Origin of the sequence: Enterocloster citroniae, assembly GCF_040545455.1 — a bacterium.
In the GTDB taxonomy this organism is placed as follows: Bacteria; Bacillota; Clostridia; order Lachnospirales; family Lachnospiraceae; genus Enterocloster; species Enterocloster citroniae.
This window is the reverse complement of sequence record NZ_JBEPLZ010000006.1, coordinates 296,295-317,786: the sequence shown is the minus strand read 5'-3', so window position 1 is coordinate 317,786 and position 21,492 is coordinate 296,295. Positions and strand designations below refer to the sequence as shown.

General features: G+C 50.3%; 25 protein-coding genes and 2 tRNA genes. 19 read left to right on the top strand and 8 right to left on the bottom strand.

All coding sequences use genetic code 11. From position 1 onward, the window contains the following. Positions 1–8 precede the first annotated feature (8 nt). From ABID13_RS10895 to trmB, 8 genes are all read right to left on the bottom strand, one after another. Positions 9–698, bottom strand: a complete 690-nt coding sequence (locus ABID13_RS10895; RefSeq protein ID WP_045091112.1) for a response regulator — start codon at positions 696–698, stop codon at positions 9–11. A 3-nt stretch (positions 699–701) separates the two neighbouring features. Further along, the gene (locus ABID13_RS10890; protein WP_048930108.1) at positions 702–1,811 is read right to left on the bottom strand and encodes a sensor histidine kinase; all 1,110 of its coding nucleotides are present in this window, start codon (positions 1,809–1,811) and stop codon (positions 702–704) included. An 86-nt stretch (positions 1,812–1,897) separates the two neighbouring features. Beyond that, on the bottom strand, positions 1,898–3,538 hold the full coding sequence (locus tag ABID13_RS10885; protein WP_045091114.1) for a D-alanyl-D-alanine carboxypeptidase family protein: 1,641 nt from the start codon (positions 3,536–3,538) through the stop codon (positions 1,898–1,900). A gap of 78 nt (positions 3,539–3,616) precedes the next feature. Further along, complete coding sequence (locus tag ABID13_RS10880) at positions 3,617–4,312, bottom strand: TIGR01906 family membrane protein (RefSeq protein ID WP_007871067.1); 696 nt, start codon at positions 4,310–4,312, stop codon at positions 3,617–3,619. A 104-nt stretch (positions 4,313–4,416) separates the two neighbouring features. Next, positions 4,417–4,489, bottom strand: a tRNA-Lys gene (locus ABID13_RS10875). Positions 4,490–4,694: 205 nt separating this feature from the next. Further along, positions 4,695–4,767, bottom strand: a tRNA-Lys gene (locus ABID13_RS10870). Positions 4,768–4,872: 105 nt separating this feature from the next. Next, complete coding sequence (locus tag ABID13_RS10865; protein WP_007871068.1) at positions 4,873–5,028, bottom strand: hypothetical protein; 156 nt, start codon at positions 5,026–5,028, stop codon at positions 4,873–4,875. 86 nt (positions 5,029–5,114) lie between these two features. Next, the gene (gene trmB, locus ABID13_RS10860; protein ID WP_007871071.1) at positions 5,115–5,753 is read right to left on the bottom strand and encodes a tRNA (guanosine(46)-N7)-methyltransferase TrmB; all 639 of its coding nucleotides are present in this window, start codon (positions 5,751–5,753) and stop codon (positions 5,115–5,117) included. A gap of 221 nt (positions 5,754–5,974) precedes the next feature. Between trmB and ABID13_RS10855 the strand changes: the two genes are divergently transcribed. The 19 genes from ABID13_RS10855 (at position 5,975) to hpt (ending at position 21,460) form a co-directional block, all read left to right on the top strand. After that, positions 5,975–6,961 (top strand): SH3 domain-containing protein, encoded by a 987-nt coding sequence (locus tag ABID13_RS10855; RefSeq protein ID WP_048930107.1) that lies wholly within the window; start codon positions 5,975–5,977, stop codon positions 6,959–6,961. A gap of 204 nt (positions 6,962–7,165) precedes the next feature. Further along, positions 7,166–7,477, top strand: coding sequence for a hypothetical protein (locus tag ABID13_RS10850; RefSeq protein ID WP_007871077.1), 312 nt, complete (start codon positions 7,166–7,168; stop codon positions 7,475–7,477). Positions 7,478–7,481: 4 nt separating this feature from the next. Continuing rightward, a complete protein-coding gene (locus tag ABID13_RS10845) occupies positions 7,482–8,501 on the top strand; it encodes a V0D/AC39 family V-type ATPase subunit (RefSeq protein WP_045091117.1) in 1,020 nt (339 codons plus the stop codon). 17 nt (positions 8,502–8,518) lie between these two features. Continuing rightward, on the top strand, positions 8,519–10,459 hold the full coding sequence (locus ABID13_RS10840) for a V-type ATP synthase subunit I (RefSeq protein ID WP_048930106.1): 1,941 nt from the start codon (positions 8,519–8,521) through the stop codon (positions 10,457–10,459). A 74-nt stretch (positions 10,460–10,533) separates the two neighbouring features. After that, the gene (locus ABID13_RS10835; protein ID WP_007871081.1) at positions 10,534–10,962 is read left to right on the top strand and encodes an ATP synthase subunit C; all 429 of its coding nucleotides are present in this window, start codon (positions 10,534–10,536) and stop codon (positions 10,960–10,962) included. A 4-nt stretch (positions 10,963–10,966) separates the two neighbouring features. After that, positions 10,967–11,275 carry a V-type ATP synthase subunit F gene (locus tag ABID13_RS10830; RefSeq protein ID WP_007871082.1) on the top strand — a complete coding sequence of 103 codons (309 nt, stop codon included), beginning with the start codon at positions 10,967–10,969 and terminating at the stop codon, positions 11,273–11,275. Between the two features lie 31 nt (positions 11,276–11,306). Beyond that, complete coding sequence (locus ABID13_RS10825; protein ID WP_007871083.1) at positions 11,307–11,888, top strand: V-type ATP synthase subunit E; 582 nt, start codon at positions 11,307–11,309, stop codon at positions 11,886–11,888. Position 11,889: 1 nt separating this feature from the next. Then, a complete protein-coding gene (locus tag ABID13_RS10820) occupies positions 11,890–13,656 on the top strand; it encodes a V-type ATP synthase subunit A (RefSeq protein ID WP_045091118.1) in 1,767 nt (588 codons plus the stop codon). Positions 13,657–13,670: 14 nt separating this feature from the next. Next, entirely contained in the window at positions 13,671–15,062 is a 1,392-nt protein-coding gene (locus ABID13_RS10815; RefSeq protein WP_007871085.1) for a V-type ATP synthase subunit B, read from the top strand. Positions 15,063–15,067: 5 nt separating this feature from the next. After that, positions 15,068–15,685: a V-type ATP synthase subunit D gene (locus tag ABID13_RS10810; protein WP_007871086.1), complete on the top strand. Its 618-nt coding sequence runs from the start codon at positions 15,068–15,070 to the stop codon at positions 15,683–15,685. A 50-nt stretch (positions 15,686–15,735) separates the two neighbouring features. Next, positions 15,736–16,116 (top strand): MazG family protein, encoded by a 381-nt coding sequence (locus tag ABID13_RS10805; RefSeq protein ID WP_007871087.1) that lies wholly within the window; start codon positions 15,736–15,738, stop codon positions 16,114–16,116. A 100-nt stretch (positions 16,117–16,216) separates the two neighbouring features. Further along, complete coding sequence (locus ABID13_RS10800) at positions 16,217–16,492, top strand: HU family DNA-binding protein (protein WP_007871088.1); 276 nt, start codon at positions 16,217–16,219, stop codon at positions 16,490–16,492. A gap of 3 nt (positions 16,493–16,495) precedes the next feature. Next, complete coding sequence (locus tag ABID13_RS10795; protein ID WP_007871090.1) at positions 16,496–16,735, top strand: RNA-binding S4 domain-containing protein; 240 nt, start codon at positions 16,496–16,498, stop codon at positions 16,733–16,735. A gap of 70 nt (positions 16,736–16,805) precedes the next feature. Further along, positions 16,806–17,093, top strand: a complete 288-nt coding sequence (gene yabP, locus ABID13_RS10790) for a sporulation protein YabP (protein ID WP_007871092.1) — start codon at positions 16,806–16,808, stop codon at positions 17,091–17,093. A 12-nt stretch (positions 17,094–17,105) separates the two neighbouring features. Further along, positions 17,106–17,486 carry a spore cortex biosynthesis protein YabQ gene (gene yabQ, locus ABID13_RS10785; protein ID WP_007871094.1) on the top strand — a complete coding sequence of 127 codons (381 nt, stop codon included), beginning with the start codon at positions 17,106–17,108 and terminating at the stop codon, positions 17,484–17,486. A 3-nt stretch (positions 17,487–17,489) separates the two neighbouring features. Continuing rightward, positions 17,490–17,807 carry a hypothetical protein gene (locus ABID13_RS10780; protein ID WP_007871095.1) on the top strand — a complete coding sequence of 106 codons (318 nt, stop codon included), beginning with the start codon at positions 17,490–17,492 and terminating at the stop codon, positions 17,805–17,807. Between the two features lie 104 nt (positions 17,808–17,911). Then, entirely contained in the window at positions 17,912–19,333 is a 1,422-nt protein-coding gene (locus ABID13_RS10775) for a SpoIIE family protein phosphatase (protein WP_007871097.1), read from the top strand. 174 nt (positions 19,334–19,507) lie between these two features. Then, complete coding sequence (gene tilS / locus ABID13_RS10770) at positions 19,508–20,878, top strand: tRNA lysidine(34) synthetase TilS (protein WP_007871099.1); 1,371 nt, start codon at positions 19,508–19,510, stop codon at positions 20,876–20,878. Positions 20,879–20,932: 54 nt separating this feature from the next. Further along, a complete protein-coding gene (gene hpt, locus ABID13_RS10765) occupies positions 20,933–21,460 on the top strand; it encodes a hypoxanthine phosphoribosyltransferase (RefSeq protein WP_007871119.1) in 528 nt (175 codons plus the stop codon). Positions 21,461–21,492: the final 32 nt, after the last annotated feature.

Sequence of the window (21,492 nt, the reverse complement as noted above, 5' to 3'; positions counted from 1 at the left end):
TATTCCCTCTATTCTTCCCTCATACGGTAACCCACGCCGATCTCTGTGAATATATATTGGGGCTCTGCGGGATTTTCCTCCAGCTTTCTTCGGATATGGGCCATGTTCACACGCAGGATCTGATTGTCGCTGTCAGCATAGGGGCCCCAGATTTTGGATATGATAGTTTCGTAGGTCAGCACCCTTCCCGCGTTCTGAGCCAGCAGGGAGACCAGTTTGTATTCGATCTGGGTCAGATGTACGTCCTGATCCTTTACCTTTACCAAACGGCGTTCAAAATCGATCATCAGGTCCCCGACCTCATAGCGGGTATTCTCATTGGCTGTCTTCTGGCTGTGGCGCAGTGCGGTGCGGATGCGCGCCAGTAGCTCCGCTGTGCCAAAGGGTTTTGTGAGATAGTCATCGGCTCCCATATCCAGGGCAGCTACCTTGCTGCGTTCCAGGGTTCTGGCAGAGATAACAATGATGGGCACGGAGCTGTATGTCCGAACCTCCTCAATGATCTCAAGTCCATCCATATCAGGAAGGCCCAGGTCCAGTAAAACAACATCCGGTTTGTGGGTATTGATCTGCTTTAACCCATCGGCTCCTGTATATGCACAGACCACATGGTAGTTCTGAGGTGTCAGGACTGTTTCTATAAAATTACATATATTTTTTTCGTCTTCAATGATGATAATACTGGCTTTTGCGTTCATAAATCAGTATTCCCTCCAATCTGGTAAGGTAAAAGTAAATTGGGCGCCATTCTGATGATTGCCGGCCCGGATCTGGCCGCCATGTGCGTTTATGATGGTTTTACAGAGAGACAGGCCGATCCCCATTCCCTTATGGCTGTCTCCCATCTGGTTGGCATAAACCCCTCCTCCGTCAAACAGGGTGTCCAGCAGATCCGGACGGATACCCTTTCCATAATCCTTTATGGTTATGGATACGTAAGGTCCGTCTGTGGTTACGATCAGATCAATGGGACCGTGGCTTCCGGAGTGAAAGAATGCGTTTTCCAGAAGATTGTTAATGACCTGTTCGATGAGCGTGGCGTCCATGGGAACCATGATAAAGATATCCGGTATGGAAACATGGACAGGAACATCCATAAAGCGTTTTCTGAACCTTCTCACTGCGGAAGAGACGATCTCCTCCAGCGACTCGTCCGCCTTGATCACATTGGCCACACCCCGCTCATCCTGGATCCTGGTAACGGTGAGGAGATTTTCCACCATGGTCAAAAGCCACTGCGCATCCTCCTCAATGTTCTGGACCAGTTTGTGCTTTTCATCGGGTGACATGGTCTCCTCCTGTTCAAGATAGGTGGAACTGGAACCGATGATTGTGGTAAGAGGCGTGCGCAGATCATGGGACATGGCCCTCATCAGGTTGGCTTTCATGGTTTCCTTCTCTGCATTAAGCAGCATCCGGTCCTTTTCCTGGATCTGGGCATTCTGCTTTGTGATCATGATGCAAATGCTGCTGGTAATACAGGAGATCAGCATCATGCCCACAAACGTGATCGGGTATCCTGACATGGTAAAGTTCAGCGTCATGTAGGGATATGTGTATGCAAAGTTTACCCAGAAGACCGCAAATAAAGAGGCAAGTATTCCGGAACCGTAGCAGCTGGTGGCGCGGGCGATCAGGATAATGGCCAGAGTAAATATGATGGAAATGTTGGTGACATTGTTGCTGAAATGAAAAAATATGGTGGAAACTAAGGTGGCGGCAGCCATATATTCGATGGTTATAGGAAGGTTCCTTACCAGGTTTATGACAGCTGCTTTCAAATCCTCCTTATCCGTTTGGAAAAGTTTCATTTCTCTCTCCCCTGTAAATTGTGGTTACATACATGATTGATCTCATGAATAGCCCCCCTACATTATAACCCATGGATATGGGAAGTTCAACGGAAAAAGGTCTTTTTACGCCGGCCTCTCCTGTTTCTCCGTTTGGAGGGAGAGGGGACCCTGCGCTCGGCCACCAGTTTGTCAAAGTCGGCAGAGGAGTAGCCGATATCCTCCAGGCGTTCAAGCCTGCGCTGGCGGCGGAGCGTCAGGTCGGCCTCCTCCTTCTTTTTAACATGTATTTTTACGGCGGCCACAATTGCCACAATAACACACAGGGACAGCGCGATCCCCAGAATGGTCAGGGTATTGGCGGGAATCCGGATACTGGAAGCAGTGCCTTCCTTTGTGGTGATGTCCGGCCGTGTGGCAGGAGGTGTCAGGTTCCCATCTGTTGAGAGGCCGTTTCCCTGATCCTGGAGATTTCCCTGGCCCGGCTCATGGCCCAGGTTCTGACCTGAATCCTGCCCTGGATTCTGACTTGAATTCCGCCCTGGGTTCTGGCCCGGAACAGGCTGGTTTCCATTGCCTGCCGCTGCCTGTGGAGGTGTGGCGGCCGCAGCCATGGGATCGGCGGAACTTTCCATGCCTGATGAACAAAGGTATACAAAGCCCACCTGGCGCCCGTTGTAGGTGTAGCGGATACAGGCAACCCCGTTCCTGGGACTGCTGCTGTCCAGGTCATAGGTCAGGGTGGATTCCGTGTCCGTAAAGTCGGCATCCTTTGGTATGACCACACGTCCGTTCCGGTCAAGCTCCAGGGAAATGCTGTCCCGGGCCGTCATGCCGGCAATGGTCATGTCATTTTCCAGGGATTTGTACCGCGTCTCATAATCCACCGCTTTCAGGGACTGGAAATTGCGGAAACCGAAATCGAACAAGGCCTTTGTGTCTGCGTAGTGGGACTGGTGTCCGTTCAGCACAACGGCAATCAGGGTCATGCCATCTTTTTTTGCACAGGTTACAAGGGTATTGCCCGCAAGGGATGTGTATCCTGTCTTTCCTGCAAAGGCGCCCGGATAGTAGACGGATTCGTTCTTATTAAACATCTTGTGGTGATTGGCCACATATCCGCCCTCAGGTGAACGCTTGGTAGGAGCCAGTCTGTAGCTGCGGGTTATGTTGATGGTAAGAAATTCAGGATTTTTAATGGCTTCCCTGGTAATGAGAGCCATGTCATGGGCCGTGGTGTAATGGTTCTCATCATTTAAGCCGCTGGGGTTTGTAAAATTGCTTCCTGTACAGCCCAGGCTGGCGGCCTTTTCATTCATCAGTTTGGCAAATGCCTCCCGGGAGCCGCTTACATGGCATGCCAGGGCGTTGGCGCTCTCGTTGGCAGAGGCCAGCAGCAGGGCATAGAGACAGTCGCGGACCGTGAGCACATCGCCCTCATCAATGCCGGCGCTGCTGCTTCCCGCTTCCACATTATAGACGTCATCATGGGAAAATGATACCATTTCATCCAGACCGCAGTGTTCCAGCACGATCAAAGCGGTCAGTATCTTGGTGATACTGGCCGGGTAATACTGCTGGTCCATATTCTTCCCGTATAATATAGTTCCTGTATCCGCATCCATGACAATGCCGCCGTCCGCCTGTATGGAAACATGGTCGGGCCACTGGGGCGCTGCCAGGCTCTTCATGGTAACTATGCCCATGGAGAGACAGAGACACAGGAACAGCGTGAAAAATCGCTTCATCCAAACAATCTCCAATCATATAATAGCCTATGGTACAGTATAAAATATTTCCGGCTTTAAGTAAAGCCCGGTTAGGATTTAAGCGGCTTTTTTACGGTTTTTTATGGTCAGGAACAGGCAGAATCCAAACAGGATCAGGGATAAAGCGCCGAAAAGACCGGCAATGCGGGCGGCTGTATCCATAAAAAATCCTTCAGGCACAATGTTGATGAGCATATCTGTGGCAGGGTCCAGGATCCACAGGTCATTGGTAAAGAATATATGGTGGAACATGACAAAATATTTGGAGAAATCAGTGGAAATGATCAGGGCCAGGGCGGTGATCAGCCCAAAGAACAGGCCGCATCCAATACACAGGGATGAGGGAAGGGTCTGTCTCATCCGTCCTTTGGCGGCAGCCATAAAGATAAGTAATAAGGCTGCCGCTGCCAGACAGATACGGCGTATGGACATGGCTTTTAAGAACAGCACCTGCACGTCCTCCATATGGGCGATTTCCCGCTCATTAAAAAATTCCCGCTGCTGGCCTCCCATGGTGGTGGTCACGTGGAGATCCTCACGGTCGCCTTTTAAGTAATCCATCATCTGGTCCGTTACTTCCAGCAGGTCGTCCATGGTCATGGCTGGAAGGCTTTCCAGCACATTGTATTTGGTATACTCTTTTTCAAAATATCCAGGGGTCCAGTACACCACGGCTTCCACCGAAGTGATGAACAAAATGATCATAATGCAGAATGCGGCCGCGATCCCGGCAAATCTGTGTAAGTGTTTCATAGTTCCTCCTGACTCAGAATAGAATATAATCTGTAAAAAGTTGTCTGTAACAAAGAAAAGCCCGACCCCGCAGCTTCCTGTATCTGCAAAGTCAGACCTTTTAGTGCGCCTTCAGGGACTCGAACCCTGGACAAATAGATTAAGAGTCTACTGCTCTACCAACTGAGCTAAAGGCGCATATGTTTAATTTAATTCTTTTGAGTGACACGTCCACTATTATATAGCTTGGAGAAGGAAATGTCAATAATATTTTAAGAAAAAATTTATTTTTTAAAATATACCTTTTAAAAATATAGCTTTGTCCCAGATGTGTTTGTTCTATTAAGGCACAAAAAAGTCCGACCCCGCAGCTTCCAATATCTGCAAAATCAGACCTCTTAAGTGCGCCTTCAGGGACTCGAACCCTGGACAAATAGATTAAGAGTCTACTGCTCTACCAACTGAGCTAAAGGCGCATGCCCGTGTTTTGTTATAACCCGTCCGGGCGACACGAACGACATTATATCTCTTTCATAGACAAATGTCAACGGTTTTTCGGAAAAAAAATAATTTAAATGATTTTATTTTCCTTTTTTATCCTTTGCCTTGGAACCTGTGCCCAGAACTTTGTTCACTTCCTTGAAGGAGCGGCTCAGGCGGAGGGCCTGCTTGTTCAGGTCGGTTTTGTCGCTGGTTGCCTGCATTAGTTTTTTGGTGATTCCAGGAGATAATGCCATAGGATCTGCCTCCGGCAGGTAATTTACTTAGTAACAGTATATGGCGTGATCTGTCATTTTGTGCAGGTATCCGCATTAAGACCTGCTTACGCCCTGGCGGCCACCAGTTTACAGATGGGTTTTCCCTCGGCGGCAAACTTTGTCTCATATTCGGTCATAATATTGCCTTCGGCCATGGGGCTGTTATGGAGGTCAAATGTGTGGGACAGGATCTTCCAGCCCGCGGATGGGATGGATTCCAGAGAATATTCAAACAATTCCCGGTTGTCGGTCTTAAACTCCACCACTCCGTCACGGGCCAGTATTTTGTCGTACACTGCCATAAAGTCAGGCGAGGTGAGGCGCCGCTTGGCATGCCTGTCCTTGGGCCAGGGGTCTGAGAAATTGAGGTAAATACGGCTGACCTCTCCCGGGGCAAATAGTTCGGGCATGGTTTTTGCATCAACGCACATGAAGTATATATTGTTAAGATCCAGCTGTGAGCGTTTCTCCAACCCTCTTAAAAGTACGCTGGAATAGCGTTCGATCCCTATATAATTAATATCCGGATGGGCCCCTGCAAGCTCCATGATAAAGCGTCCTTTACCCATTCCCACTTCAATCTCCAACGGGTGGAGGTTTCCAAATACCTGATGCCAGCTTCCGCGTTTTGTCTCTGGTTCCTGGACCACATAGGGGCTTGTGGCAATGGTTTCTTCCGCCCCGGGGATATGACGTAATCGCATGTCTTTTTTCCTTTCTTCCGGAGAGGCGTTCACAATATGCCCCCGGCAGTGATTTTTTTGTTGGTGCAGGCCTTATTTTATCATCCGAAGTGCCTATTTGCAACAAAATTTACTTTTTTCTTATTTTTCTGATTTATTACAATTAGTAGTGCAAAATTGGCAAAAATCGATTATACTATACATAATAGACGGATATCTGCGGATACTAAGGAGGAAGGCTTATGTCGAATGTGGAGCGGACGACCAGCTGGCAGCAGATCCAGTTGGGCGTTAAGGACGCGGAACGGTTGATCGTACGAAAAGAATATAATCTTGTGATGGTTAAAGCAAGGCAGGTTCTGGAATATATGGTAAGGTGCATGGCTGAGCGCGCATGCCTGGTGGAGGGGGATCTGTCGGACACCATTGACCAGCTCTATGAGGGGCGCTGGATCAACAAGGCGACCAAGGATAACTACCATACCATCCGCATACTTGGCAACAAGGCTGTCCATGAAGGGGATGACACTGCATATGATGCCAATCAGGCGTATCAGCTCCTGACCCAGGAGGTCTATGTGTTTGCCAACGAGTTCTCCGGAGGACGCTCATCAGCCAGGGCGCCGCAGACAGGAAGAACTGCATCGTCCAGACAGACGTCCCAGCGCCAGGGATCATCATCCCGGTCAGGCGCCCGAAGCCCCCAGAGCGGCAACCGCCGTCCTGCCCAGTCAGGAGGCCAGCGCCAGGGAGGTCCGAGAAAAAAGAAACGCAGGCGGGTATCACCCGTATCTTATATCTGGAGACTTTTGATCCCTGTACTGATCGTGGTTCTTCTCATTGTTGTGATTCGTACCATGGTTCCTTCCGGGGACAAGGATAAGGGAAATTTAACCACGGCACCCACAGTTACCACGGCGGCCACTGAGCCGGCGCCCACACTGCCCCCTGAGCCGGAGACGGTTCCTGAGACAGAACCTCCGGTGGCGGTATACAGGATTAAGGGCAGCAGCGTGAATGTACGCACGGAGCCGTCCACGGACAGCCGTATCATTGTGCAGCTGACCAACGGCACCGAGGTGGATTATGTGAAGCGCTACAGCAATGACTGGGATGTGATCAATTACGATGGACAGGAAGCATATGTATCCAGCCGGTTCCTGGAAAAGGTGGAACCCGTGGCTGAGACAGAGGTTCCGGCAACCAGCGGGAGCGGTCAGAATAACTGATAAAACATGTTTGTAAAAACTGCATAGATAAATTTGTCACATACGTTGGTAAAAAGAGGAAGGACGAAAAATGTTCTTCCTTTTTTTGGCATTCTGCCACAGGTAATTTGTTAATTTTTTATTTTAATTATTAAAAAACCCTGGTATTTTTAAAAAAAAGGAGTATCATGAAGTGATATAAAATTATATATAAGGAGGAGCTCTATGGATACTGTGATCAACAGATTATCGGAAATAGAAGAAGCAGCCGGTGCCATTGCAGATGAGGCGAATGTGCGTAAAAAAGCGTTTGCCAAAGAGATGGAAGACAAGACAGCCTCTTTTGATACGGATCTTGAACAGGAAACAGCCCGCAGGATAGCCGAGATCCAGCATAAGATGGAGGCGGACATGGAAGACATGCTTGCCCGCCAGAAAGCGGATTTTGAGGCGCTTTTAAAACAGCTGGAAGGTAATTACAATCAACATCATGCAGCGTATGCAGAGGCTCTGTTCCAGAACATGATAAAGGGGTGAGGATATGGGCAGCCTGATAACTTACAGCGGCATTGCCACCAAGGTCAAGGCCATGGAGCGGTGGCGGATCAAGGATGAGCAGTTTAAGGAAATGGCTTCCCTGGAGACAGTGCCTGAAGCAGTGGAATATCTGCGGCGTTTTCTGCCTTACCGGGAGATTTTCCAGGAGGCGGAGGACAAGGACCTGCACAGGGGCAATATTGAACAGCGTCTCAACCTTTCGCAGTACAGGGATTTTGCAAAGCTTTATAAATTTGCCAATATCAGGCAGAGACGTTTCCTGGACCTGTATTTTATGCATTATGAGATAACGATCATAAAGACATGTCTGAGAAATGCGGCGGGACACAGGGAACAGCGCCAGGACCTGTCCATGTTCCAGGATTTTTTTGAGCGCCATTCCAGCATTGACCTGATCGTTTTATCCCAGTCCCCATCCATAACAGAGTTCGTGGGCAATCTTAAGGGGTCGCCTTATTATGAGCCCTTAAACATGATGCTGCAGAACGGGACCGTAAGCCTGCCCGCCTTTGAGACGGCGCTGGATATGCTGTATTTTAAGACTATGTGGAAGATCAAGGACAAATATCTGTCCAAGGAAGAGCGTAAGATCCTGGCCCAGTGTTTCGGCACCAGGATGGATATGCTGAACCTGGAATGGCTCTGCCGTTCCAAGAAATTTTATAAGCTGTCTCCCGGAGAGATCTATGCAATGATGATTCCGGTCCAGCTTCATCTCACCAAGAGCGAGATCAATAAGATGGCTGAAGCCGAAACCCTGGACCAGCTCTATGGACTGATCCGTTCAAGCTGGTATGGAAAGCTGGACTTAATAAGCCACTCAGAGGAACCGGATCTGGACCGCCTGACCTATGAGATCATTGACAGGATCTATCAGATGACCAGAAGAAAAGACCCGTACTCCATCGCCATCCTTAACTCCTACCTGTATTTTAAGGAACGGGAGATTGCGCGCATTATCAACACCATTGAGCGCATACGGTATGGCTTGGCTGCAAATTGACTAAAGGGGGTTAAGACGTGATTGAAAAGATGAAATTCTTGAGTATTACCGGTCCCAAGGATGATATTGACCGGGTAGTGGACACGTATCTGTCCAGATACGAGATACACCTGGAAAATGCCCTGTCGGAGCTCAAGACAGTAAAGGACCTCCGGCCCTATATTGAAACCAATCCATATAAAGAGGAACTTTTAAAAGCAGGGGAGCTGATGGAGAGCTATCATGAGCTTTTGCCTGAACATACGGACAGGAGGCTTAAGCTGGGGGATGCGGTGCAGCTGATCCGCAGCCTGGATAAAGATTTAAAGGAACTTACGGACAAAAAAAGCGTTCTGGTAAACCAGAGGAACGAGCTGCAGGCGTCCAAGGACAAGGTGGTTCCCTTTGCAGGGCTGAACTACAGTGTGAAGGAGATACTTGGATTCCGGTTTATCAAGTTCAGGTTCGGGCGCATTTCCAAAGAGTACTATGAAAAGTTTTCCACCTATGTGTACGATACCATTGATACGGTCATGTTCAAATGCGAAGAGGACGGGGACTATGTGTGGGTGGTCTACTTTGTGCCGGAAAAGCTGGCAGACAAGATCGATGCCATCTATGCATCCATGCATTTTGAGCGGAGTTTCCTTCCGGATGAATATGAAGGGACCCCGGTGGAGGCCGGCCATGTGCTGGATGACCGGATCAGTGCGTTCCAGAAACAGATTGATGAAGCGGACCAGGCCATTGTGGAATCCATCAGCAACCGCAAGGACGACCTGGTGGCGGCCTATCATGTGATCCGGACATTTTCCACTAACTTTGATGTGAGGAAGATGGCAGCCGTCACCAAGCATGACCTGCACAATTTTTATATCCTGTGCGGGTGGATGACACAGAAGGATGCAGCCGACTTCCAAAAGGAGATTGAGCGCGACAGCGATACGTTCTGTATCATAGAAGACGACCATAACAATATAATGAGCAAGCCGCCTACCAAGATGAAGAACCCGGGGCTGTTTAAGCCCTTTGAAATGTATGTGGAGATGTACGGACTTCCCTCTTACAATGAGCTGGACCCCACTATCCTGATCGGGATCACTTACTCCATCCTGTTTGGTTTCATGTTCGGGGACGCGGGGCAGGGATTGTGCCTGCTCACAGGAGGATTTCTTCTGTACCGGTTTAAGAAAGTGCGCCTGGCCGGCATTATTTCCTGCTGCGGTGTATTTTCCACCATATTCGGATTCCTGTTCGGCAGTGTGTTCGGATTTGAGGATATCATAGACGCAGTTTGGCTCAGGCCGCAGGAGGCCATGGTAAACCTTCCTTTTATCGGGAAGCTGAACACTGTGTTTGTGGTGGCGGTGGCCATAGGTATGGGAATCATACTCATGTGCATGGTGCTGAACATTATCAACAGCGCCCGTGTCCATGACACGGAAAAGATTTATTTTGATACCAATGGAGCGGCCGGATTTGTATTTTATTTTGCATTGTCCTGTGTCATCATTCTTTATATGACAGGCAACACGCTGCCTGCCACGGCCATACTGGTGGTCATGTTCCTGATCCCCCTTCTGATCATGTTCTTTAAAGAGCCGCTTACAGCAGTGGTGGAGAAAAAATCAGAGAAGATCGAAGGCGGGATGGGTATGTTCATCACCCAGGGGATCTTTGAACTGTTTGAAGTTCTGCTGAGCTACTTTTCCAATACCCTTTCCTTTGTCAGGGTAGGAGCCTTTGCGGTCAGCCATGCGGCCATGATGCAGGTGGTCCTGATGCTTGCAGGGGCAGAGGCGGGAGAAAGTACCAACTGGGCTGTGGTGATAGGAGGAAACCTGTTCGTGTGCGGTATGGAGGGCCTGATCGTGGGCATCCAGGTACTGCGTCTGGAATACTATGAGCTGTTCAGCCGGTTTTACCGGGGAAGCGGACGTGCGTTTGAACCATATGGAAAGGCTGCCGGAGAGCAGTAATACAATATAAAACTAAAATAGCCGGGAAACAGGCCATTTTAAGACCGGGCCGGGTAAAAAAGGAGATAAGAGATATGAGTTTATTAGTTAAGATCACACTGAGCGTAGCATTGATTTTAAGTATCGCAGTACCGTTTGGCGCATTTGCAATGGGTGAGAAATCCAAGGGACGTTATAAGACAGCATTGGCTGCCAACCTGTTCCTGTTCTTTGGCACCATGATGTTTGCCGCCGTTGTCATGTTCTCCGGCAATGCGCAGGCAGCTGAGGCCGGGTCTGAGGCGGTTTCCGCAGCCGGCATGGGATATCTGTCGGCTGCCCTGGCAACCGGGCTTTCCTGCCTGGGCGGCGGTATCGCTGTTTCTGCCGCTGCAAGCGCTGCTCTGGGAGCGATCAGTGAGGACAGCTCCATTCTTGGCAAATCATTAATCTTCGTAGGTCTTGCCGAAGGTGTGTGTCTGTATGGCCTGATCATTTCCTTTATGATCTTAGGAAAGCTGTAAGCCTATGAAGATGTACCTGATCAGTGACAATGTGGACACCCTGACAGGGATGCGCCTGGCAGGTGTGGAGGGCGCCGTGGTCCATGAGAGGGAAGAACTTAAGAATGAGCTGGATAAGGTCCTGGCCGATAAATCCATTGGCATCATCCTGCTGACTGAGAAATTCGGCAGGGAATTTCCGGAGATCATAGATGATGTAAAGCTGGAGCGGAAGCTCCCTCTGATCGTTGAGATCCCGGACCGCCATGGCACCGGCCGCAAGCCGGATTTTATCACCTCTTATGTAAACGAGGCGATCGGACTAAAACTGTAAAAATATGGGATAAGAAAGCAGGTGAGGCAGCTTGACAACAGAGGAAAAGCTGAAACATTTCCAGGATATATGCATGGAGGATGCCAGGGAGCGCAGCGCAAAGATGCTGGACGATTATATGAACGCCCTGGAAAAAGCCTACGAGGAACATACCGCTGATGCCAGACGGCGGGCTGACATGCAGGTGGAGGCAGAGACGGAAAAGCTGGAGCGTGAGATCAATAAACGTCTCTCCATCGGGCAGCTGGACCTTAAGAGGGAATTCAGCCACAGGCAGGAGGAGCTTAAGGATAAGCTGTTTGTGGAACTTAAGGATAAGCTGGCTAATTTTATGGAAACCCAGGAATACCAGCAGCTTCTGGACCGCCAGGTCAAGGAAGCCAAAGCATTTGCAGGGGATGAGGAACTGATCATCTATATGGATCCCTCCGATGGGGATAAGCTGCAGAGGATTGCAATGCATCACAATGCCAGCATTAAACTGAGCGAATATTCCTTTACCGGAGGCATCAGGGCGGTGATTCCAGGCAAACATATACTGATAGACAACTCATTTGAGACCAAACTCAGTGAAGCGCGGCATGAGTTCAAATTCGATTTAGGAGGTAAGTAAAGTGGCAAAGACAGGTGTGATTCACGGCATTAATGGTCCTGTCGTTTCCTTGCTGGGTGACCCGGGATTCCAGATGAACGAGATGGTTTATGTGGGAAAGGAGAACCTGGTAGGTGAAGTCATTGGACTTACTTCAGAGAAAACCACCATTCAGGTGTACGAGGAGACCAGCGGGATCAAGCCGGGGGAAGAGGTGACCGGTACAGGGGCGCCTGTGTCCGTAACCCTGGCGCCCGGGATCCTGAGTAATATTTTCGATGGGATCGAGCGGCCCTTAAGCGAGATTGCAAAGGGGAGCGGATATTACATCAGCCGCGGTATTTCTGTGGACAGTCTGGATACTTCCAGGAAATGGGATACACATATGGTGGTAAAGCCGGGGGACCGGCTGATGCCCGGGGCCATCATCGCAGAGGTTCCGGAGACAAGAGCCATCATTCACAAGGTGATGGTGCCCCCTGATGTGGAGGGGTATGTACTGGATGTGGCGGAAGACGGACAGTACACCATCCAGGACCCCCTGGTCACGGTACAGATGATGGACGGAACTGAGCGGAAGCTGACCATGACCCAGAAGTGGCCCATCCGTATACCCAGGCCGTCAGCCAAGCGTTTCCCGGCTGTAAAACCGCTGATCACGGGACAGCGTATCCTGGACACCATGTTCCCCCTTGCAAAGGGCGGTACGGCAGCGATCCCGGGAGGGTTTGGAACCGGAAAGACCATGACCCAGCACCAGGTGGCAAAATGGTCGGACGCGGATGTGATCATCTACATTGGCTGCGGTGAGAGAGGCAATGAGATGACCCAGGTTCTGGAAGAATTCTCAGAGCTGATCGATCCCAAGTCAGGCAACCCCCTGATGGACAGGACCACCCTGATCGCCAATACGTCCAACATGCCTGTGGCTGCCCGTGAGGCAAGCCTTTATTCCGGTCTGACCCTGGCTGAGTATTACAGGGATATGGGCTATCATGTGGCTATTATGGCTGACTCCACCTCCCGCTGGGCGGAGGCGCTCAGGGAACTGTCGGGACGTCTGGAGGAGATGCCCGCGGAGGAAGGATTCCCTGCCTACCTTGCATCCCGTCTGTCGGCATTTTATGAGAGGGCGGGCATGATGCAGAATTTGAACGGCACGGAAGGGTCCGTGACCATTATTGGAGCCGTGTCGCCTCAGGGCGGCGATTTCTCAGAGCCTGTGACCATGAATACCAAGCGTTTTGTGCGCTGCTTCTGGGGACTGGACAAATCCCTGGCCTATGCCAGGCATTTCCCGGCCATCCACTGGCTGACCAGTTATTCTGAGTATATCAATGACCTGTCCTCCTGGTACATGGATAACGTGGATAAAAAATTCGTGGACTACCGCAACCGTCTCATGGGCATCCTGACCCAGGAGAGCAGTTTGATGGAGATCGTAAAGCTGATCGGCTCAGATGTGCTCCCCGATGACCAGAAGCTGGTGCTGGAGATCGCCAAGGTGATCCGTTTGGGCTTCCTGCAGCAGAACGCGTTCCACAAAGAGGACACATCCGTGCCCTTGATCAAGCAGTTTAAGATGATGGACATCATCCTGTATCTGTACAAGAAGTCCCGTGCCCTGGTGAATATGGGCATGCCGGTTTCGGTTCTTAAGGAAGAGAATATTTTTGATAAGATCATATCCATTAAGTATGATGTACCCAACGACCGCCTGGATATGTTTGATGATTACAAGAAACAGATTGATGCGTTTTATGACAGGGTAATGGAAAAGAACGCGTAGAGGAGGACGGACATATGGCAATTGAATATTTAGGTTTAAGTGAGATCAATGGCCCTCTGGTTGTCCTTGAGGGCGTTCAGAATGCGGCGTTTGATGAGATAGTGGAGATGACTGTGGGAGGCAATACCCACAAAATCGGCCGTATCATAGAGATTTACGGGGATAAGGCCATTATCCAGGTGTTTGAGGGCACCGAGGGCATGGCGCTGCGCAACACCCACACCCGCCTTACAGGCCATCCCATGGAAATACGGGTGTCCGAGGAAATGCTGGGCCGTACCTTTAACGGTATCGGCCAGCCCATAGACGGATTGGGAGACATCATATCTGATGTGAAGCTGGATATCAACGGAAAGCCGTTAAACCCGGTGACCCGTGAATATCCAAGGAACTATATCCGTACCGGTATTTCCGCCATAGACGGGCTGACCACCCTGATCAGGGGGCAGAAACTTCCTATTTTCTCAGGAAACGGCCTTCCCCATGACCAGCTGGCTGCCCAGATTGTACAGCAGGCCTCCCTGGGTGACAATTCAGATGAAAAGTTCGCCATTGTGTTTGGCGCCATGGGCGTTAAATATGATGTGGCTGATTTCTTCCGCCGCACCTTTGAGGAGAGCGGCGTGTCAGAGCATGTGGCCATGTTCATCAACCTGGCCAATGACCCGGTGGTGGAGCGTCTGATCACACCAAAGATCGCCCTTACCCTGGCGGAGTATCTGGCATTTGAAAAGGGGATGCATATCCTGGTCATCCTGACCGACATGACAAGCTATGCCGAGGCCCTGCGTGAGGTGTCCTCATCCAAGGGTGAGATCCCTTCCAGAAAGGGCTTCCCCGGGTACTTGTACAGTGACCTGGCGTCCCTTTATGAGAGAGCGGGCATTGTGGCGGGACGGCAAGGATCCGTTACCCAGATCCCCATCCTTACCATGCCCAATGATGACATTACCCATCCCATACCCGACCTGACGGGGTATATCACAGAAGGGCAGATCGTTCTGGACCGCCAGTTAAACGGACAGTCCATCTATCCGCCCATCAATGTTCTGCCCTCCCTGTCACGTCTGATGAAGGACGGCATCGGCGAGGGATACACAAGGGCTGACCACCAGGATGTGGCTAACCAGCTGTTCTCCTGCTATGCAAAGGTGGGGGATGCCAGGGCCCTGGCATCGGTTATCGGTGAGGATGAGTTATCGCCCACGGATAAGAAATACCTTGTGTTCGGACGGGAATTTGAGGAGAAGTTCATAGGGCAGGCACGCCATGAGAACAGGACCATCCTGGAGACACTGGACATTGGATGGAAACTTCTGGCAATGCTTCCAAGGGAGGAGCTTGACCGTATTGATACAAAGATACTGGATCAGTACTATCAGCCGGCAGCCGAAGAGACGAGGTGATGTAAATGGATCCAAATACATTTCCCACAAAAGGTAACCTGATCGCGGCCAAGAATTCCCTGAACCTGGCCAATATGGGCTATGGGCTGATGGATAAGAAGAGGAATATCCTGATCCGTGAGCTCATGGGGCTGATCGATGAGGCAAAGGGAATCCAGTCTGAGATCGACACTACCTTCAGGGCCGCATATGAGGCGCTGCAAAAGGCCAATATTGAGCTGGGCATCAATTATGTGCAGGAGATCGGCGCATCGGTGCCCGTGGACGACCGTGTGAAGATCAAGGCCAGAAGTATCATGGGAACGGAGATTCCCCTGGTGCAGCATGAGGTAAAGCCCCTGGCCCTGACCTATGGTTTTTATAACACAACCGAGTCATTGGATGAGGCCAGATATCATTTTGAAAAGGTAAAGGAGCTGACCATTAAGCTGTCTATGGTTGAGAACTCCGCCTACCGGCTGGCCAACTCTATTAAGAAGACACAAAAAAGGGCCAATGCCCTTAAGAATATCACCATTCCCCATTACCAGGAGCTGAGTAAATCCATTTCCGATGCATTGGAGGAAAAGGAGAGGGAAGAGTTTACAAGGCTGAAGGTGATCAAGAGGAATAAGGGGAGGTAAGGTGAATTTGAGTGAACTTGAGTACGTTGGAATGAGAAGGAGGCTGCGGTGTGCATACGTTTGATGAGCTGAGGGGAATTGTCGCTAAGCTGCGCTCTGAGGAGGGATGCCCCTGGGACAGGGAGCAGACATTTGAGAGTTTGAAGAAGTGCCTGGCCGATGAGACGGAAGAGGTGTTTGAGGCCGTGGACAATAAGGACATGGAAAACCTGTGCGAGGAGTTGGGGGATGTGCTCCTTCAGGTGGTGCTTAACAGTGAGATCGCAAGTGAGCAGGGAAGCTTTACAATCGATGATGTAATTGACGGAATTTGTAGAAAAATGGTGCGAAGACACCCCCACGTCTTTGGAAATGTAAAGATTAATTCTGTGGAGGAAGGGACCGCTCTTTGGAATCAGATAAAAATGCAGGAAAAAGCCAAAAAACCTTGACAAATCATAGCAAAAAGGCTATAAATGATTAGGTATACTAGACTTTAAATAGTAATGAATCCGGGGGGCTTCCCGGGACTATATTTAGGAGGAAAAATTGATGAACAAGACAGAATTGATCGCAGCAGTTGCTGAGAAGGCAGAACTTTCCAAGAAGGATGCAGAGAAGGCTGTTAAGGCTTTCACTGATGCAGTAGCAGAAGAACTTGTAAAGGGCGGCAAAGTACAGTTAGTTGGATTTGGTACCTTCGAAGTTGCTGAGAGAGCTGCAAGAGAAGGCAGAAATCCTAAAACAGGCAAGACCATGACCATCGAAGCTTCCAAGACACCTAAGTTCAAAGCTGGCAAGGCTCTGAAGGATGAGGTTAACAAATAATTCATGAGACTGGACAAGTTTCTCAAGGTTTCCCGTCTGATAAAGCGCAGAACCGTGGCAAATGAAGCCTGTGATGCAGGCCGGGTGCTGGTGAACGGCAAGCCAGCCAGAGCATCCCTGAGCGTTAAGACCGGGGATATGATTGAGATTCAGTTTGGTGCCAAAGCCGTTAAGGTGGAGGTTCTGGACGTACAGGAAACCGTTAAAAAAGATGAAGCCAAAGAGCTTTACCGTTATATCTGAGATAAAAGGCATAGAATGGCCAACCTCCCCATATATTTAACATAGGTTAGATATGTGGGGAGGTTTTTGTATGGAAGAAAAGATGGTTGGCGCACGCCAGCACAAGCTTATATTGCAGAACCGCGGAGTGGGTAATATCACAGGAATCTGCGATGTGGTATCCTTTGATGAGAACGCGGTGGTCCTGGACACGGATATGGGGCTTTTGACCATCAAAGGCAAGGAACTCCATGTGAGCAGGCTGACCCTGGAAAAGGGCGAGGTGGATATAGAGGGGACCATTGACAGTATGGTCTACAGTTCCAACGAGGCACTGCGCAAATCAGGGGAATCCCTGTTTACCCGTTTATTTAAATAGGAGGTGTCATCAGTGAGCAGCAGGATTCAATATGAAACCTGGCTGATGGTGCTGAGCCTGGTGACCGGAGCATGGCTGATGCTGGCCTATGACACCCTGAGAGTGTTCCGCCTGGTTATCCACCACGGCCCTATCTGGACAGGAATAGAAGATTTCCTTTACTGGCTGTATGCAGGGCTTGTGACCTTTATCCTTCTGTATGAGCAGAACGATGGAGTGTTCCGGGCGTATGTAATCGGCGGAGTATTTATAGGGATGATACTGTATGACAGATTCATCAGCAGAATTTTCTTTAAATGCTTGAAAAAGATAAGTAAATGTCTTAAAATGATAATTAACAGAAACAAACCCGGCGAGGTTTGTAACCGGGAACAAAGTGAAGTTGGTGATTAACAGATGAAATCCTATGGCAGATCAAGACGTGTAAGACGTGATAAATGGGCAAACCGCATGGCTATCATGGGGATTACCCTTGTTGTTATGTGTCTTGCGGTGGCTATTAATATAAAGGGCGCTGATCTAAAGCAGTCGGACCTGGATTACAAGGTCAGAGAAGAGAATCTGGACGCCCAGGTCAAGGCTGAGGAAAAGCGGACCGAGGAATTGAAGGAGTACAAGATTTATGTAAAGACCAAGCAATATGCCGAGGAGGTTGCCAAGGAAAAGCTGGGTCTGGTGAATCCGGACGAGATCCTTTTAAAGCCCACGGAATGATGACGAAAAGGGGCGAAACATTTTTAAGAATCCAAGCATGATTAGACATTTATTTCCCTCCATGATGCGTATACTGAAAGTTACGCGGATTAGGAGGGATTTTTGTGTTTTCGAGGAATAATAAGGATGTAAAAAACAGATTGGATGTGAATCATTATACGGCCAGGAGACTGGGGGATATGGCTGAGTCCTTAAACCAGCTGGCCAAGGCGTTTGATGACGAGATAGAGAAGAACGGGCAGCTGTCCCGGGGAGACGGACTGGCTGCCATGCAGGCCAGCGCTACTTTGGTGTGTGAAAACTGCAGCCAGTGCAACCTGTACGCGGACAGTGAGAAGGAGGACAGCTATTACCTGTATTATCTGCTCCGTGCATTTGAGCAAAAGGGGCATATTGACCATGACGACATGCCCCAGATGTTCCAGACCGGGTGCAGGAAGCAGGACGCTTATCTGGCACAGTTAAACCGGAGTTTGGGACGGGCTACCATGAACCTGTCGTGGAAAAACCGGTTTCTGGAAAGCCGTGATGCGGTGGTGTCCCAGTTCAGGGAAATGTCCGTGATACTGGAAGAATTTTCCCACCAGATCGATCAGGCAAGAGACATCACGGAGGAGTACGAATACATAATAAAGAAATATTTCAGGAAATATCATATGGCGGTGGGAAATCTGCTGCTGCTGGAATATGAAAATGGCCAAAAGGAGGCATTTCTCACTGTCAGGACAACCAATGGCAGGTGTGTGACTTCCAAGGAGGCGGCGGAGCTTATGGGGGACGTGGTGGATGACAGCCGCTGGAGGCCTGCGGGGGACAGCCGCAGCATCATAACAAAGCAGTATGCCACCATACGCCTGCTGGAGGATGGGGGATACCATCTGATCTATGGGGCTTCCAGGATACCGAGACAGGGAGAGCGGTATTCGGGAGACAATTATACTTTTTGTGAGAGCCAGGGCAGTCAGGTGGTCATGAGCCTTTCTGACGGTATGGGCAGCGGGGAGACTGCGTCCAAGGAGAGCAAGCAGGTGGTAGAGCTTACCGAGCAGCTTCTGGAGACAGGATTCTCAGCCAGGGCGGCCCTTAAACTGGTCAATACGGTCCTGCTTCTGGCAGGGGTGGAACAGCACCCGGCCACGCTGGATGTAAGCTGTATTGACCTGCATACAGGGGTGCTGGAGGTGATGAAGCTGGGGGCGGTACCCACCTTTATCATAGGGGATGAAGGTGTGGAGATCCTGGAGGCCGGACAAGTTCCCATGGGCATTATCAATGGTGTGGAGCCTGTGCTCATGTCCAGGAAAATGTGGGACGGCAACCGGATCGTTATGGTCAGTGACGGGGTGCTGGATGCCCTTCCCGGGGATGACAAGGAACAGGTAATGAAGCAGTATCTGGAAAGTGTGGAGGAGATGGGGCCTCAGGAACTGGCAGATCAGATACTGGAATTTGCTGTTTCGTTCATCCCCGCTCCCAGGGACGATATGACCGTGCTGACCGCCGGATTGTGGAAGCGGCATTCCTGACGGAATGGGGTAAAGGGTGCGCGCAGTATATATTCCCGGCGGATATTGCTGTATTACCTGCATTATGGGGCTTGCACGGTTGAGGTTTTACGGGTATATTATAGAGAGAACATCCGGCCGGGCCCGGCCTTTCGGGGTCCGGCCAAAGGGATGTCCATGATACAGGTGGGATAAATGGAAGAGATGGAGCATAAGGTCCGAAGGACCATAGAAGAATATCACATGCTGTCACCCGGTGACCGGGTCATTGCAGCTGTATCAGGAGGGGCAGATTCCGTCTGCCTCTTAGCGTTGTTATACGGCATGAAAGAAGAATGGGATCTGCAGCTGAGAGCCGTCCATGTCCATCACGGTCTCAGGGGACAGGAGGCTGACCGGGATGCGGATTTTGTCAGGACGTTGTGTGCAGAACTTGATGTCCCCTGTCATATCATAAAGGTAGATGTACGCCGGTTTGCGTCCGGGTCCGGCATGTCTGAGGAGGAGGCTGGACGTCATCTGAGATATGAGGCCCTGGAACAGGAGGCGCAGGAGTGGGAATCCGGGGACAAGGGCCGGGCCAGGATCGCTGTGGCCCACCACAGTGATGACCAGGCGGAGACCATCCTGCATAACATGTTCAGGGGAAGCGGATTGGCCGGGCTGAAGGGAATCCCCCATGTGAGGGGACGGATCATCCGGCCGCTGTTGGATGCGGACCGCCGGGAGATCATAGACTGGCTCAGGAAAAACGGGTTTTCCTGGGTACAGGATTCCACCAATACATCAGACCACTATACACGCAACCGCATACGCCGCCTTCTTCCTATGATCGAGGAGGATATAAACCAGGGGGCGGTGGGGAATATACTGCGAATGGGAAGGCTGGCCGGCCAGGCGGATGAATATTTGTCCATGAAGGGGAAATGCTGGATCAGGGAATACGTGAAACAGCTGGGGCCACAGGCCGCGGTGCCCTGTGCGGCACTCACGGCTGAGCCGGAGATCATCCGGTCCTATGTGGTGATGGAACTATTAAAAGACCTGGCCGGTTCGGCCAAAGATCTGGGATGGATCCATGTTCAGCAGGTGCTTGGGCTGACCGGGCGTCCGGTTGGAAAGGAAGTCCATCTTCCGTATTCCCTTGTGGCCGTAAGGGAATATGAGAGTATTTTGATCGGCAGGAACATTTCGCCGGATGAGGAAGAGGAAGGGGAAATGGCGCTGCCCAAGGTGGAAATGAGTATATTTTCCTATAAAAAAGGGACACAATTTCCCAAAAACATGTATACGAAATGGTTCGACTGTGATAGAATAAAGGGTACGCCCGTGGTGAGAACAAGGCGTCCGGGGGATTACATGACCCTGGCGGACGGAAGCCACAAGGCGTTAAAACGGTTTATGATCGATGAGAAAATACCGAGACAACTGCGGGACCAGGTCCCCCTTCTGGCAGACGGCAGTCATGTGATGTGGATTATCGGATACAGGATCAGCGAGTTTTATAAGATCGGTCCGGATACCACACGGATACTGCAGGCAGAGGCAGGCAGGAGAAAAGAATAAGTGTACGCTCGGAATCTCCCAGGGTACGCAATAAGTGAAACGGAGGATAAAGTAATGGCGGATAAGATTCGTGTATTGCTGACCGAAGAAGAGGTTGACAAACGCATCAATGAGGTGGCGGCAAAGATCAGCGAGGAATATGCTGGCAAGGAGATTCACCTGATCTGTATTTTAAAGGGCGGGGTATTCTTTACCTGTGAACTGGCAAAAAGGCTTACGGTACCCGTATCCCTGGATTTCATGTCCGTATCCAGCTATGGGGCTGGGACTGAATCCAGCGGTGTTGTGCGGATCCTTAAGGACCTGGATGAGCCGCTGGCAGGAAAGGATGTGCTGATCGTGGAGGATATCATTGACTCAGGACGCACGCTGGCATATCTGATCGAGGTCCTGAAGCAGAGAGGGCCAAAGAGCGTCCGTCTGTGTACCCTTCTTGATAAGCCGGAGCGCCGTGTGAAGAAGCAGGTCAAGGTGGATTACACCTGTTTTACAATACCGGATGAATTTGTAGTGGGATATGGGCTGGATTATGACCAGAAGTATCGTAACCTGCCCTATATCGGAGTCGTGGAATTGGATTAGGGCATTTAAAAGCCATGCCCTGGAACGCAGAA

Coding starts and splice junctions, on each gene's coding strand:
- trmB (WP_007871071.1), bottom strand. CDS start 5,753: ATGCGATTACGTCATATCCCCGGGGCGGAAGAAACCATTGCCACAAGC.
- ABID13_RS10885 (WP_045091114.1), bottom strand. CDS start 3,538: ATGAAGCGATTTTTCACGCTGTTCCTGTGTCTCTGTCTCTCCATGGGC.
- ABID13_RS10835 (WP_007871081.1), top strand. CDS start 10,534: ATGAGTTTATTAGTTAAGATCACACTGAGCGTAGCATTGATTTTAAGT.
- ABID13_RS10895 (WP_045091112.1), bottom strand. CDS start 698: ATGAACGCAAAAGCCAGTATTATCATCATTGAAGACGAAAAAAATATA.
- ABID13_RS10830 (WP_007871082.1), top strand. CDS start 10,967: ATGAAGATGTACCTGATCAGTGACAATGTGGACACCCTGACAGGGATG.
- ABID13_RS10780 (WP_007871095.1), top strand. CDS start 17,490: ATGAAATCCTATGGCAGATCAAGACGTGTAAGACGTGATAAATGGGCA.
- ABID13_RS10795 (WP_007871090.1), top strand. CDS start 16,496: ATGAGACTGGACAAGTTTCTCAAGGTTTCCCGTCTGATAAAGCGCAGA.
- ABID13_RS10800 (WP_007871088.1), top strand. CDS start 16,217: ATGAACAAGACAGAATTGATCGCAGCAGTTGCTGAGAAGGCAGAACTT.
- ABID13_RS10815 (WP_007871085.1), top strand. CDS start 13,671: ATGGCAATTGAATATTTAGGTTTAAGTGAGATCAATGGCCCTCTGGTT.
- ABID13_RS10865 (WP_007871068.1), bottom strand. CDS start 5,028: ATGGCATTATCTCCTGGAATCACCAAAAAACTAATGCAGGCAACCAGC.
- tilS (WP_007871099.1), top strand. CDS start 19,508: ATGGAAGAGATGGAGCATAAGGTCCGAAGGACCATAGAAGAATATCAC.
- hpt (WP_007871119.1), top strand. CDS start 20,933: ATGGCGGATAAGATTCGTGTATTGCTGACCGAAGAAGAGGTTGACAAA.
- ABID13_RS10810 (WP_007871086.1), top strand. CDS start 15,068: ATGGATCCAAATACATTTCCCACAAAAGGTAACCTGATCGCGGCCAAG.
- ABID13_RS10845 (WP_045091117.1), top strand. CDS start 7,482: ATGGGCAGCCTGATAACTTACAGCGGCATTGCCACCAAGGTCAAGGCC.
- ABID13_RS10880 (WP_007871067.1), bottom strand. CDS start 4,312: ATGAAACACTTACACAGATTTGCCGGGATCGCGGCCGCATTCTGCATT.
- yabP (WP_007871092.1), top strand. CDS start 16,806: ATGGAAGAAAAGATGGTTGGCGCACGCCAGCACAAGCTTATATTGCAG.
- ABID13_RS10890 (WP_048930108.1), bottom strand. CDS start 1,811: ATGAAACTTTTCCAAACGGATAAGGAGGATTTGAAAGCAGCTGTCATA.
- ABID13_RS10850 (WP_007871077.1), top strand. CDS start 7,166: ATGGATACTGTGATCAACAGATTATCGGAAATAGAAGAAGCAGCCGGT.
- ABID13_RS10855 (WP_048930107.1), top strand. CDS start 5,975: ATGTCGAATGTGGAGCGGACGACCAGCTGGCAGCAGATCCAGTTGGGC.